Origin of the sequence: Micromonospora sp. NBC_01796 (assembly GCF_035917455.1) — a bacterium.
Lineage (GTDB): Bacteria > Actinomycetota > Actinomycetes > Mycobacteriales > Micromonosporaceae > Micromonospora_G.
In genome coordinates, this window is record NZ_CP109078.1 from 2,779,222 (window position 1) to 2,792,809 (window position 13,588).

The 13,588-nt window shown below is 70.9% G+C and carries 12 protein-coding genes; 4 read left to right on the forward strand and 8 right to left on the reverse strand.

Annotated elements, in window-relative coordinates; all coding sequences use genetic code 11:
- Positions 1-6: 6 nt before the first annotated feature.
- Positions 7-2,271 (forward strand): heavy metal translocating P-type ATPase, encoded by a 2,265-nt coding sequence (locus tag OIE47_RS12795; protein ID WP_326561713.1) that lies wholly within the window; start codon positions 7-9, stop codon positions 2,269-2,271.
- Between the two features lie 25 nt (positions 2,272-2,296).
- On the opposite strand, the gene OIE47_RS12800 is transcribed toward OIE47_RS12795, so the two are convergent.
- The 3 genes from OIE47_RS12800 to OIE47_RS12810 all read right to left on the reverse strand — a co-directional run bounded on the left by OIE47_RS12800 (position 2,297) and on the right by OIE47_RS12810 (position 6,171).
- Positions 2,297-4,381 carry a prolyl oligopeptidase family serine peptidase gene (locus OIE47_RS12800; protein ID WP_326561714.1) on the reverse strand — a complete coding sequence of 695 codons (2,085 nt, stop codon included), beginning with the start codon at positions 4,379-4,381 and terminating at the stop codon, positions 2,297-2,299.
- 64 nt (positions 4,382-4,445) lie between these two features.
- On the reverse strand, positions 4,446-5,801 hold the full coding sequence (locus OIE47_RS12805; RefSeq protein ID WP_326561715.1) for an FAD-dependent oxidoreductase: 1,356 nt from the start codon (positions 5,799-5,801) through the stop codon (positions 4,446-4,448).
- Between the two features lie 7 nt (positions 5,802-5,808).
- Entirely contained in the window at positions 5,809-6,171 is a 363-nt protein-coding gene (locus OIE47_RS12810) for a TcmI family type II polyketide cyclase (protein ID WP_326561716.1), read from the reverse strand.
- 273 nt (positions 6,172-6,444) lie between these two features.
- Between OIE47_RS12810 and OIE47_RS12815 the strand changes: the two genes are divergently transcribed.
- Positions 6,445-7,743 (forward strand): multidrug effflux MFS transporter, encoded by a 1,299-nt coding sequence (locus OIE47_RS12815; protein WP_326561717.1) that lies wholly within the window; start codon positions 6,445-6,447, stop codon positions 7,741-7,743.
- Positions 7,744-7,836: 93 nt separating this feature from the next.
- Here OIE47_RS12815 and OIE47_RS12820 read toward each other — a convergent pair whose 3' ends face one another.
- From OIE47_RS12820 to OIE47_RS12830, 3 genes are all read right to left on the reverse strand, one after another.
- On the reverse strand, positions 7,837-8,451 hold the full coding sequence (locus tag OIE47_RS12820) for an FMN reductase (RefSeq protein ID WP_326561718.1): 615 nt from the start codon (positions 8,449-8,451) through the stop codon (positions 7,837-7,839).
- A complete protein-coding gene (locus OIE47_RS12825; protein ID WP_326561719.1) occupies positions 8,448-9,590 on the reverse strand; it encodes an LLM class flavin-dependent oxidoreductase in 1,143 nt (380 codons plus the stop codon). Before OIE47_RS12825 ends, OIE47_RS12820 begins: the two co-directional genes overlap by 4 nt.
- 135 nt (positions 9,591-9,725) lie before the next feature.
- On the reverse strand, positions 9,726-10,319 hold the full coding sequence (locus OIE47_RS12830; protein ID WP_326561720.1) for a TetR/AcrR family transcriptional regulator: 594 nt from the start codon (positions 10,317-10,319) through the stop codon (positions 9,726-9,728).
- 108 nt (positions 10,320-10,427) lie between these two features.
- On the opposite strand from OIE47_RS12830, the gene OIE47_RS12835 reads away from it, so the two are divergent.
- Positions 10,428-11,171 carry an SDR family NAD(P)-dependent oxidoreductase gene (locus OIE47_RS12835; protein ID WP_326561721.1) on the forward strand — a complete coding sequence of 248 codons (744 nt, stop codon included), beginning with the start codon at positions 10,428-10,430 and terminating at the stop codon, positions 11,169-11,171.
- Here the strand turns inward: OIE47_RS12835 and OIE47_RS12840 are convergent.
- Positions 11,159-12,124 (reverse strand): EamA family transporter, encoded by a 966-nt coding sequence (locus tag OIE47_RS12840; protein ID WP_326563078.1) that lies wholly within the window; start codon positions 12,122-12,124, stop codon positions 11,159-11,161. The genes OIE47_RS12835 and OIE47_RS12840 overlap by 13 nt on opposite strands.
- Before the next feature lie 77 nt (positions 12,125-12,201).
- Here OIE47_RS12840 and OIE47_RS12845 point away from each other — a divergent pair, with 77 nt between their 5' ends.
- Positions 12,202-13,113, forward strand: coding sequence for a LysR family transcriptional regulator (locus tag OIE47_RS12845; RefSeq protein WP_326561722.1), 912 nt, complete (start codon positions 12,202-12,204; stop codon positions 13,111-13,113).
- On the opposite strand, the gene OIE47_RS12850 is transcribed toward OIE47_RS12845, so the two are convergent.
- The gene (locus OIE47_RS12850) at positions 13,110-13,508 is read right to left on the reverse strand and encodes a DNA polymerase ligase N-terminal domain-containing protein (RefSeq protein ID WP_326561723.1); all 399 of its coding nucleotides are present in this window, start codon (positions 13,506-13,508) and stop codon (positions 13,110-13,112) included. The two genes, OIE47_RS12845 and OIE47_RS12850, sit on opposite strands and share 4 nt — an antisense overlap.
- Positions 13,509-13,588 lie beyond the last annotated feature (80 nt).

The window sequence follows — 13,588 nt, forward strand, 5'->3', positions numbered from 1 at the left end:
TCAGCGATGACCACCGCCGGCCGATCCCTACCCCGGGCCGCCGCACCGATCCAGCTCACCATCGGGGGCATGACCTGCGCCTCGTGCGCGTCCAGGATCGAGAAGAAACTCAACCGGCTCGACGGCGTCGAGGCGACGGTCAACTACGCCACCGAGAAGGCGACCGTCACCCTCACCGACGACACCGTCACGGTGGCCGAGCTGATCGCCACCGTGGAGAAGACCGGGTACACCGCCCAGCTCCCGCCGCCGCCCCGATCCGCCGACGAGGGCGGTACGGGCACCGAGCCGGCCGACGAGCTGCACGCACTGCGTACCCGATTGTGGGTTTCGCTGGTCCTGACCGTGCCGGTGATCGCGCTGGCGATGGTTCCGGCCTGGCAGTTCACCTACTGGCAGTGGCTGTCGCTGACCCTGGCCGCCCCGGTTGTCGTCTACGGCGGGCTGCCGTTCCACCGGGCCGCCCTGGTCAACCTGCGACACGGCGCCGCGACCATGGACACCCTGGTCTCGCTCGGCACCGTCGCCGCCTTCGGCTGGTCGCTCTGGGCGCTCTTCTTCGGCACCGCCGGCACCCCCGGCATGGTCCACCCGTTCAGCTTCGACATCAGCCGCTCCGACGGCAGCGGCAACATCTACTTCGAGGCAGCCGCCGGGGTCACCCTGTTCATCCTCGCCGGGCGCTACTTCGAGGCCCGGTCCAAGCGCCGGGCCGGATCCGCGCTGCGTGCCCTGCTCGAACTCGGCGCCCGCGACGTCGCGGTGCTGCGCGGCACAACCGAGGTACGCCTACCGGTCGAGCAACTGATGGTCGGTGACCGGTTCGTGGTCCGCCCCGGCGAGAAGATCGCCACTGACGGGGTGATCGAGGACGGCACCTCGGCGATCGACACCAGCCTGCTCACCGGGGAATCCGTGCCGGTGGAGGTCGGTCCCGGCGAACCGGTGGTGGGTGCCACCGTCAACGCCGGCGGCCGGCTCGTCGTACGAGCCACCCGGATCGGCTCGGACACCCAGCTCGCCCAGATGGCGAAGCTGGTCGAGCAGGCGCAGACCGGCAAGGCGCAGGTGCAACGGCTCGCCGACCGGATCTCCGGGATCTTCGTGCCGATCGTGATCGCGCTGTCGGTGGCGACCCTGGGTTGGTGGATCGGCGCCGGTCAGGGCGGGTCGGCCGCAATCACCGCCGCCGTCGCCGTACTGATCATCGCCTGCCCGTGTGCGCTCGGCCTGGCCACACCGACCGCCCTCCTGGTCGGCACGGGACGGGGTGCGCAGCTCGGGATCCTGATCAAGGGTCCGCAGGTGCTCGAATCCACCCGTACCGTCGACACGATCGTGCTGGACAAGACCGGGACCGTCACCACCGGCCGGATGACCCTGGTCGACGTGGTCACCGCCGACGACCAGCAGCCCGACCAGGCGTTACGCCTGGTCGGTGCGGTGGAGGCCGCCTCCGAACACCCGATCGCGCGAGCCATCGCGGCCGGTGCGGTCGACCGGGTCGGCACGCTGCCCCCGGTCGGCGGCTTCGCCGGACTCGGCGGGCTCGGTGTCACCGGTACGGTCGACGGCCACCACCTCACCGTGGGGCGGGAACGCCTGCTCGTCGACCGGGGACTGGAACTGCCCGAACACCTGGCCACCGCCCGTGCCGACGCCGAAGCCGAAGGTCGTACGGCGGTCCTCGCCGGCTGGGACGGGCGGGTCCGGGCGGTGTTCGTGGTCGCCGACGCGGTCCGGCCGACCAGCGTCGAAGCGGTCGCCGCCCTCCGCGCGCTCGGCCTGACCCCGGTGCTGCTGACCGGGGACAACACCGGCGCGGCCCGGTCGGTCGGTGCCGAGGTCGGTATCGACGAGGTGATCGCCGAGGTACTGCCGGCGGACAAGGTCGACGTGGTCAAGCGGCTCCAGGACGAGGGCCGGGTGGTGGCGATGGTCGGCGACGGGGTGAACGACGCCGCCGCGCTGGCCCAGGCCGATCTCGGCATCGCCATGGGCACCGGCACCGACGTGGCGATCGAGGCCGCCGACCTGACCCTGGTCCGGGACGACCTGATGGCCGCCGCGGACGCGATCCGGCTCTCCCGGCGTACTCTGGCGACGATCAAGGGCAACCTGTTCTGGGCCTTCGGTTACAACGTCGCCGCCCTGCCGCTGGCCGCGACGGGGCTGCTCAACCCCATGATCGCCGGAGCCGCGATGGCGTTCTCCTCGATCTTCGTGGTCGGCAACAGCCTCCGCCTCCGCACCTTCCGCCCCCTGCCCTGACCGGCTACCCGGCTGACCGGTCCCGTCACGCGGGGTGGGTCAGGCGGCGGTGGAGGAACTCCAGGATGAGGGCCCATTTGGCGGCGCGTTGGGCATTGTCGGCGGCGGCGCCGTGTCCACCCTCGACGTTCTCGTAGTAGGAGACGTCGTAACCGTGCTCGCGCAGGCGGGCCACCATCTTCCGGGCGTGACCGGGATGGACCCGGTCGTCGCGGGTCGAGGTGACGAACAGGACCGGCGGGTACGGCCGACCCGCCCGGACGTTGTGGTACGGCGAGAACTCCCGCAGGTACGCCCAGTCCGCCTCGTCGTCCGGGTCGCCGTACTCGGCCATCCACGACGCCCCGGCCAGGAGCTTGTGGTATCGCCGCAGGTCAAGCAGGGGGACCGTGGCGACGACCGCCCCGAACAGCTCCGGATACCGGGTGAGCATCACCCCCATCAGCAGGCCGCCGTTGCTGCCGCCCTCGATGCCCAGCCGAGCGGGTTCGGTGATCCCCCGGGTCACCAGGTCGGTCGCCACGGCGGCGAAGTCCTCGTACGCCCTGGGTCGGTTCTCCCGCAGGGCTGCCAGGTGCCAGCGTGGGCCGTACTCGCCGCCGCCCCGGATGTTCGCCAGCACGTATGTGCCGCCCCGGGCCAGCCAGCCCCGGCCGGTGATCCCGTCGTAGTCGGGTGTCATCGACACCTCGAAGCCGCCGTACCCGGTCAGCAGGGTCGGGCCCGGGTCACCGTCCGGGGGACCCACCACGAAGTACGGGACCCGGGTGCCGTCGGCCGACGTGGCGAAGAACTGCCGTACCGACAGGCCGGTCGGGTCGAAGAAGGACGGTGCCTGCTTGAGCGTGCTCACCTCGGCACCGACCTGCCCGTACCGCAGGGTGGCCGGTTGCAGGAAACCGCTGGTGGAGAGCATGAACTCGTCGGTGTGGTCCGGGTTGGTGGCCACCACGTCGGCGTGGTCGAACCCCGGACCCCGGTCCAGGAGCGCCCGCCGCCAGCCGTCGCCGTCCGGGCTGAGCACCTCCAACCGCAGCCGTACGTCGTCGAGCACCGCCAGGATCAGGTGGTTGCGGGTCCAGGCGTGGTAGCGCAACGAGGTGGTCGGTCCGGGCTCGAAGATCAACGTCAGGTCCCGCCCACCGGCGAGGAAGTCGGCGAACCGGGTGACCAGCACCGCCCCCTCGGGGTACGTGACCCCGTCGACCGTCCAGTCCGACCGGAGCCGGATCAGCAGCCACTCCCGGTGGACGTCGGTCCGGGCGTCGTCCGGGACCTCGATCCGGACCAGCTCACCGGCCCCGGTCAGCAGGAACCGTTCGGCCCGGTAGAAGTCGTGCAGCCGGTAGACGAAGTCGCGCTCGAAGCCGGGGGTGTGATCGTGACCGGCCTGCACGGCGACGTCGGCCGGCTGCCCCTCGAAGACCACCTCCGCCTCGGCGAGCGGCGTCCCGCGCCGCCACCGCTTGGCCAACCGTGGATAGCCGGAGTCGGTCAACGAGCCGGGGCCGAAGTCGGTGCCGACAAAAACATGGTCGGAGTCGATCCAGCCGACGTCGCTCTTCGCCTCCGGCAGCACGAACCCGTCCGCGACGAAGGCCCGTTCGACCAGGTCGAACTCGCGTACGACGACGGCGTCGGAGCCGCCTCGGGAGAGGCTGACCAGGCATCGCCGGTAGTCGGGCGGGAGCACGTCGGCGCCCTGCCAGACCCAGCTCTCCGACTCCCGCCGGGCCAGGTCGTCCAGGTCGAGCAGGATCTGCCACTGCGGGTCCGGCGTCCGGTACTGCTCCAGCGTCGTACGCCGCCACAGCCCGCGCGGGTGGGTGGCGTCCTGCCACAGGTTGTAGAGGAACTCGCCGCGCCAGGTCGGGTAGGCGATCCGGTCGTCGGCGTCGAGGACCTGGCGCAACCCGTCGCGCAGGTGCGCGTACGAGTCGGTCCCGGCGTACGCGGACAGCGTCTCCGCGCTCCGGTCCGCCACCCAGGCGGTGGCCGCCGCGCTGTCCAGATCCTCCAGCCAGCGGAACGTGTCCTCCTCGTCCACCCGGCTCGGGCCCTGCGCCGGTTGGCCCGGGCCCTCCTCGCGCGCACCGATGAACCCGGTCACCTGCCACCCCTCCCGCACCCCGCGTCAGCTCGCCGCCACCGAAGGGAAGGCTAGGGGGTGGCGGTCAACCGTGGGCACCCCGGCGGGCGTAGATCTCGTCCACGAATCTGCGGCGCAGCGGCGGGACCCGGCTGGTCAGGCTGAAGTAGCTGCGGGCCGCCAACAGGGCGAACCGGCCGATCACCGGCCGGTAGAGCGGGTCGTCGCCGCTGGTGCCGTTGTTCGCCAACGAGTCGGCGACCCGGGCGAAGCCGTACGGCAGCATCTCCGCCTCGTAGTCCGCGACCCCGCGCAGCAGGGGCTTCTCCCCGGCGTTGACGGCGGTGAGCTGGCGGCAGAGCAGGGCCGCGTCGCGCAGGGCCGTGTTGGCGCCGACGCCCCGGCCCGGGGTCATGGTGTGGATCGCGTCGCCGATCAAAGTGACGTTGCTCGGCGGCCACGGCTGCACCGGTTCCGAGGTGGCGACCTTGACCGGGATGCAGCTCTCCGGGTCGCTGCGCTCGAACAGCTTCCGCAGGTTCGGATGCCAGTTGCCGGTCAGGTCGAGGGCGAGCCGGACGAGTTCCTCGCCCCGCCGCGCCATCACGTCCGGCGGGAACCGGTCGTGGGCACTCCAGATGATCAGGTTGATGTAGTCGCGGGTGTTGTCGAAGAGCAGTCCGGGCCAGCGTTCGATCAGTCGCGCGTCGCTGTCGCCGATGCCCGCCTTGGGTACGCCGTGCCGGTCCCAGTTGAACTCCATCACGTGCAGGACGCCCATCAGCCCACCGGTCCCGAAGATCAGTGAGATGCCGTCGCGTACCCGCTCCGAGAGCAGCGCCCGGGTTTCGTCGGTGAGCGGGATCTTGGTGGCGATGTTGATGCTGCCCGCGTCCTGGATCCGGGCGTGCGGCAGGTACTGCCGCCGGGTGGCGGAGTGGGTGCCGTCCGCCGCGACCAGGAGGTCCGCGCTGGCCCGGCTGCCGTCGGCGAAGTACGCCGTGACCCGGCCGTTCGGGTGCTGCTCGTAGTGGGTGAAGGTCTTGTCGAACCGCACCACGTCTTCCATCCCGGTGAGCAGGACCTGCCGCAACGTCATCCGGGAGACAGCCCGGTCGGTGTCCACCGGGTCGGTCTCGGTCTCCGGCCGCAGCGGAAAGGACGCCGTCTGCCGCATCTTCTCGGTCAGTACGTTGAAGTACCGGGGCGAGCGCGCACAGGTGGCCATGAACGTCGCGAACAGTTCCGGCGGCAGGCACTCCCGAAGTGCCCGGTTACCCGTGGGGCCGATGCCGACCCGGTAGCCGTGCAGGCCGTCGCCTCGGGTCCGGTAGCGCTCGTAGACCGAGACGGCGATGCCCGCCCGGCGCAGACCGTGCGCGAGGCACATGCCACCCGTACCGGCACCGATGATGATCACTTCCAGCGGGCCGGACGGCATCAGCCGCTCACTGCCCGCTGCGCTGTGCCGGAACCGGCGCGTCCCAGGTGTAGAAGCACCTCGCCATGGCGTCGCGCGGCGAACGCCACGTCGACAGGTACGGCGAGGTGCAGCTCGACAACTGCTCGTTGAGCCGTACGAACAGGGGGTGCGCGGTGGCCGCCGGCAGCCCGCCCGGACCGGCCCCGTCCATCTCGACCAGGTGCAGGTACAGGTCACCGAGGGTGTAGAGCGACCGGTGCCGGGCACCGGTGATCGACGGCAGTTCGGTCCGGTCCGACTCGGCGAAGATCTGCGCGATCCGTTCCTCGGCGCCCGGCCCGCTCTCCGGGCCCGGTGCCATCCGACCGACAATCAGAAGACGGCTCATCGAAGCTCTCCCCTCGGCTTATGCTCGACCGACCGGCCCCGGTTCGTGGCCGACGGCTGATCCCGGTCACCTTGCTGGTCGCGACGTCAACGCGACGTCACCACGACTCCGGCGGCTGTCGACTCGCCGTTGACGAGGTCCGTGCGGGTGTGACGTTGAACACCGTGCGTCGTCGCGGGAATGGGCCCGCAACCGATCGTCCTTGTTGAGGTTGGTTAGCCCGGGCCGTGTGCTCCGTACCAATTCCCGCCAAGACCCCCGGAAAGGGGCCACATGACCACGGTCGATCGACGGGTTGACGACGTAGCAGCCACGGCGGGGCCACCGGCCCGGCCGGCGCCGGAGCAGCTCAACCGCCGGCAGCAGCGACGGCTGGTCCTGGTCCTCGGCTCGCTCATCGCGATCGGTCCACTGACCATCGACATGTACCTGCCGGCGTTGCCGACCATCACCGCCGACCTCCAGACAACCAGCGCGGCGGTGCAGCTCACCCTCACCGGGACCCTGGCCGGTCTCGCCATCGGACAGTTGGTGATCGGCCCGCTCTCCGACGCCGTGGGCCGGCGCCGACCACTGCTGGCGGGGACGATCGTGCACGTCATCGCCTCGGTGCTCTGCGTCGTCGCGCCGAACATCGAGGTGCTGGGTGCGCTGCGCGTACTCCAGGGGCTGGGTGCTGCGGCGGCGTCGGTGATCGCGCTGGCCGTGGTCCGCGACCTGTTCACCGGCTCGGCCGTGGCCCGCCTCTTCTCCCGGCTGATGCTGGTCATGGGGGTCGCCCCGGTGCTCGCGCCCACCCTCGGCGGTGGACTGCTCAAGTGGACCGACTGGCGGGGCGTCTTCGTCGCCCTCGCCGTGTTGGGGACCGGTCTCATCGCGGTGATCGTGTTCGCACTCCGCGAGTCGCTGCCGCCCGAGCACCGTCGCACCGACGGGGCGCTCGGCACCCTGAAGGTCTACGGCTCGCTGCTGCGGGACCGGACGTACGTCGGGTTGGCGCTGGTCGCCGGCCTCGCGATGGCTGCCCTGTTCGCGTACGTGGCCGGTTCCTCCTTCGTCTTCCAGGACCAGTACGGCCTGGACGAGCAGCAGTTCGCGGTGGTCTTCGGCGCCGGTGCGGTGGGCCTGATCGGAGCCACCCAGCTCAACGTACGGCTGCTGCGCCGGTACACCCCGTTCCAGATCCTCCGGGGGGCGCTGATCGCCGGGACCGTACTCGGATCCGGTCTGCTCGTCGTCGCGGCGACCGGGTTCGGCGGCCTGGTCGGCGTACTGGTGCTGCTCTGGTTGGTGCTGGGCACCGCGGGCCTGGCGCTGCCGAACGCGCCCGCACTGGCGATGGCCCGGCACGGTGACGCCGCCGGTACGGCCGCCGCGCTGCTCGGTGCGGTGCAGTTCGGGATCGGTGCCATCTCCGCGCCCCTGGTCGGTGTCCTCGGCACCGGCAGTGTGGCGATGGCGGTGGTGATCGCCGGCGGCATGCTGGCGGCGATCGTGGTGCTCCTGGTGGTCGCCCGCCCCGAACAGCTCACCGACATCGACTCCGCCGATCCGGCGGTCGCCGTCCACTGACCCGCCACCGCACCCGGACACACGGAAAGGGCATCCGACCCGCGAGGGTTCGGATGCCCTTTCCGTTTACCTGTTCAGGCTCCGGATGGTGGCTCAGTCACCGGCGAGCAGTTGCTCGAACGGGGTCGGATTGTCGTACGGGTCGGCGACGGTCGCCGGCTCGCGCAGGTCGAGCTGCACTGCCAGTTCGGCGGCGGCCCGGTTGATCCGGTTCGCGAGTCCGCCCTGGACGGTGTCCGTCCCCCAGTCCTCTGATGCGGCGAAGACCGAGGTCGGGACGACCACCGCGTGCAGGTAGACGAACATCGGCCGGAGCGCGTGTTCGAGCGCCAGCGAGTGCCGGGCGGTCCCGCCGGTGGCCCCGATCAGCACCGGCTTGTCGATCAGGGCCGTGTCGTCGAGCACGTCGAAGAACGACTTGAACAACCCGCTGTACGACGCGTTGAAGATCGGTGTCACCGCGATCAGCGCGTCGGCGGCGGCGACCTGGTCGAGCGTCTGCCGCAGCCCGGTGGTCGGGAAGCCCGCGAGCATGTTGTTCATCAGGTCGTGCGCGTGGTCCCGCAGCTCGACCACCTGCAGGTCGAGCCGGGTCCCGCGCTGCTCAGCCTCGCGCTGGGTGGCCGCGGCCAGCCGGTCGACCAGCAGGCGGGTCGACGACGGCTGGCTCAGGCCGGCGGAAATCGCAACCAGGTTGCGCTGCTTCATCGCTCGGCTCCCGCCACCGCGTCGGTGTCGGTGTCGACCTGGTCGCCGGCGACCGCTTCGATTTCCGCGTCCCGGGCGGCCTTCAGGCTGGCGTGGGTCGGCGCGTCCGGTACGTGCGCCGGGCGGAGGGCGTCCAACTCCTTGCGCAGCACCGGAACCACCTCCTCACCGAGCAGGTCGAGCTGCTCCAGCACCGTCTTGAGCGGCAGGCCGGCGTGGTCCATCAGGAACAGTTGGCGCTGGTAGTCGCCGAAGTGCTCGCGGAAGGTCAGGGTCCGGTCGATCACCTGCTGCGGGCTGCCGACGGTCAGCGGGGTCTCCCTGGTGAAGTCCTCCAGCGACGGGCCGTGTCCGTACACGGGGGCGTTGTCGAAGTAGGGGCGGAACTCGCGTACCGCGTCCTGCGAGTTCTTCCGCATGAACACCTGCCCGCCCAGGCCGACGATGGCCTGGTCGGCCTTGCCGTGGCCGTAGAACTCGAACCGCTTGCGGTACAGCTCGATCATCCGCTGGGTGTGCTCCATCGGCCAGAAGATGTTGTTGTGGAAGAAGCCGTCACCGTAGTAGGCGGCCTGCTCGGCGATCTCGGGGCTGCGGATCGAGCCGTGCCACACGAACGGCGGAATCCCGTCCAGCGGGCGCGGCGTCGAGGTGAACGACTGCAACGGCGTACGGAACTTGCCGGTCCAGTCGACCACGTCCTCGCGCCACAACTTGTGCAGCAGCGCGTAGTTCTCCACGGCCAGCGGGATGCCCGCCCGGATGTCCTTGCCGAACCACGGGTACACCGGCCCGGTGTTGCCCCGACCCATCATCAGGTCGACCCGACCCTCGGCCAGGTGCTGCAACATCGCGTAGTCCTCGGCGATCTTGACTGGGTCGTTGGTCGTGATCAGCGTGGTGGCGGTCGAGAGGACGATCCGCTTCGTCTGCGCCGCGACGTACCCGAGCATGGTGGTCGGCGACGACGGCACGAACGGCGGGTTGTGGTGCTCGCCCATCGCGACGACGTCGAGCCCCACCTCCTCGGCCTTCAGCGCGATCGCCACCATCGCCTTGATCCGCTCAGCCTCGGTGGGTGTACGCCCCGTGGTGGGATCGGTGGTCACGTCACCAACGGTGAAGATCCCGAACTGCATGTCTGCTGCCCGCCTCGTCTCGACCGGATCTCGTTCGTTCAAGTTTGAACTACACCCTGAAACCAGGTGCGGCCCGCCCCTATTCCGGTTCCCCCCGACGAGTTGTCTACCCCTGCGGATCCGACCCGGTATGCCCTATTCCCACGGCAGCCGGACGAGGGCGAGGTCCGCCATGCGTTGCAGGTCGGCCCGGCTCGCCCCGGAGGCGGCCTGCACCGCGATGCCCTGGGCGAGGGCCACCACGTACCGGGCGGCAACCTCCGGCTCGGCGTCAACCGGCAGGTCCCCGGTCCGGCGGGCCCGTTCGAACCGCTCGGTCAGCGCGACCTCGGCGGCCTGCCGCCGGTCACGCAGTTCGGCCCGCACCTTGTCCGCACCCTCCCCGCTCACCAGCGCCGCCTGCACCAGCAGGCAGCCGGGCGGAGTGTCCGCGCCGGAGGTGGCCCGAACCACCCCGTCCAGCCATATCCGGACGACCTCGCGCGCACTGTCGGCCTCGATGGCCGCCGGACCGTACGTGACCACCGTCCGGACATAACGGTCGACCACCTGCATGAACAGGCCGATCTTGCAGCCGAACGCGGCATAGATGCTGCCGGGCTTGAGTCCGGTCGCCGAGGCGAGGTCCGCCATGGTGGCGCCCTCGTATCCCTTGGCCCAGAAGACTCGGAGTGCGGACTCCAGCACCTCGTCGACGTCGAACTCGCGGGGTCGCCCCATCGTCGCCATCCGTGGCCTCCCCTTACTTCTGGAACACGAGTTCAAGATATCACTTGTGGATCGACCGCCCATCTGACATCTTGAACGGACAATCAATAAGTGCAGAGGAGATGTTCGATGTCACAGAGCCTGGCCGGCAGGGTTGCGATCGTCACCGGCGGATCGCGGGGAATCGGGGAGGGCATCACCCGTCGGTTGGCCGAAGCCGGTGCGACCGTCGCGATCACGTACAGCGCCTCGGTCGAACGCGCCGAACTCCTGGCCAAGTCCATCAACGACGCGGGCGGCCGGGCGATCGCCACCCGGATCGACGCCGCCGACCGAGCCGCCGTACGGGCCGGCATCGACGAGATCGTACGGACCCTCGGGCGACTCGACATCCTGGTCAACAACGCCGGAGTGATCGGTGCCGGGCCGATCGGGGAGATCACCGACGCCACCTACGACCACACCGTCGGGGTCAACCTCGACGGCGTCTTCTTCACCACCCGGGAAGCCCTGCGACACCTCGGCGAGGGCGGACGGATCATCAACATCGGCAGCATCAACGCCGACCGGATCCACTTCGTCGGCGGTAGCCTCTACGCCCTCACCAAGGCCGGCGTGGCCGGCTTCACCCGTGGCCTGGCCCGCGAGATCAGCAGCCGGGGAATCACCGTCAACACCATCCAGCCCGGTCCCGTCGACACCGAGATGAACCCGGCCGACGGCCCGTACGCCGGCATCACCCGGCCGCACATCGCGGTCGACCGCTACGGCACCGCCGACGAGATCGGCAGCCTCGTCGTCTACCTCGCCGGACCCGACGCGGCCTACGTCACCGGCGCGGCCATCAACGTCGACGGCGGCTACGCCGCCTGACCATCCGCCGGTCCGGCCCCGATCCGGCCACCGGTACGGGCGGCGGCGTACTCCGGCGCCGCCGTCCCCGTACCCGCCGGCCCGCCCTCCGGGTCGACGGCGGATACGGGCGGTCGGCGCAGCACCAGGGCCAGCCCGGTGAGGATGACCCCGGCGGCGACCGCCTCGGTGAGGCCGACCCGCTCACCCAGGAACACCCGGGACGCGGCCAGCCCGAACACGGGCACCAGCAGGCTGAACGGCGCCACCCGGGCGACCGAGTACTCGGCGATCAGCCGGTTCCAGAGACCGAAGCCGACCAGGGTGGAGACGTAGGCGACGTACAGCACGGCGAGGACGGCGCTCCAGGAGAGCCCGGTGACCGCGTCGAGGACCCGGCCGGGCCCGTCCACCACACCGGCGAGCCCGAGCAGCGGGATCGGCGGAACGAGGCTGGACCAGACCAGCAGCGACAGCGGGCGGGTCTCGCCGCTGGCCCGTACCACCACGTTCGCCACCGCCCAGCTCGCGGCGGCGGCAAGGGTGAGCGCGAATCCCACCACCGTGGCCCGACCACCGCCGCCGACCGCGAGCATCCCGATGCCGACCGACCCCACGAGTACGCCGGCCACCTGCCAGCCGGTCGGACGCTCCCGCAGCAGCGCCGCCGCGAGCAGCACCGAGACCAGTGCCTGTGCCTGCAACACCAGCGAGGCGAGCCCAGCGGGCATCCCGGCATCCATGGCGGTGAAGAGCACCCCGAACTTCAGTACGCCGAGCACCAGCCCGTAACCGACGACGTAGCGCAGCCGGGCGGTGGGCCGGGGTACGAGCAGCACCAGCGGCACCGCCGCGACGAGAAACCGGAGCGCGGTCAGGACCAGCGGGGGCAGGTCCCGCAGCCCGATGTCGATCACCACGAAGTTGACGCCCCAGATGGCGGCGACGAGCAGTGCCTGGAAACGGTGGGTCATTCTCACCCGGTTACCGTCCCCCGACCGAACCTTAAGGTCCAGTTCATAGTTCTTAACTGTCGCTGTAGCGTGGCTACATGGATCTGGACGTACGACGGCTACGGGTGCTGCACGAGGTCAACCTGCGGGGCGGGGTGACCGCAGCCGCGGCGGCACTGCACGTCACGCCGTCGGCGGTCTCCCAGCAACTCGTACAGCTCTCCCGGGAGGCCGGGTGCGAACTCGTCGAGCGGTCCGGTCGGGGCGTTGTACTCACCGCCGCCGGGCAGGTCCTCGCCGCCCACGCGGAACGGATCCTCGGCGCGGTCGAACACGCGGTGGCGGGGCTGGCCGTACTCCACCGGCGGGTCGGCGGCACCGTCCGGGTGGCCGCGTTCCCGTCCGCCGCCGGATCCCTGGTCGCCCCGGCCGCCGCCCGCGCCATGGCGGAACACCCGGACCTGGACGTACGCGTGATCGAGGCCGAGGACCAGCAGAGCCAGCTCGACCTCCGCTCGGCCACCATCGACGTCGCCATCCTCCAGGAGTACGACCACGTACCGGTGACCCGGATCGCCGAACTCGACCGGCACCCGATCACCACCGACCCGATGCACCTGATCACCCCGAGCGGCTGGGTACGGGCAACCCGCCGGCTGGCCGACCTGTCGGACGTACCGTGGGTGGCCAGCGCCGAACACACCCCCTGTGGGCGCTCGACCCTGCGCGCCTGCCACCTCGCCGGGTTCGAGCCGGACATCCGGCACCGGGCGATCGACTTCGCCCTCACCCTCGATCTCGTCGCCGCGGGACTCGGCACGGCGCTCGTACCCGGGCTGGCGCTGCGCAACGTGCCGGACGGAGTCGACGTACGTCCGCTCGACGCGCCGGTGACCGGCCGGCAGATCTTCGCGGTCACCCGCCCCCGTGGCGACGGACCGTTGCGACCGGCGATCGACGCCCTGCTCCGCGCGCTGACCCCGGCACCCACCGGCGCCCCGACGCGCTAACCGTCGGGCTGGTCCTTCGTCCGGTGCAGCAGCCAGTTCTGCCGGGTGTGGATCAGGGCGTAGCGGCCGGACCCGGCGCGCCCGTGCAGGGTGAAAAGCAGCCGGCGGTCGTTGCGGTCGTGCTCCTCCCACCAGCCCAGGTCGGCGATCGACTTGTCGGCGTCGGTGTAGGTGAGGTGGTCCAGGTCGTGGTCGGGCACCGCGACCGCCAACCGGTCCCCGGACGGGTCGGTGGGCAGGCCCCTCGGCACCGCCCACGACCGGAGCACGCCGTTCTCCTCCAGCCGCAGGTCGAAGTGATGGGTCGGCCGCCGGTGCTCGTGCAGGACAAACGCGGGACGGGGCAACTCCCCGTCCCGCCCCTCGTCGCCGTCCGGCCCGGTCTCCGCCGCCATGGGCAATGTCTACCCCGTGACACGGCGGCGAATACACCGGGTGCCGGTCGGGCCCCCCGACCCGACCGGCACCGGCTCGG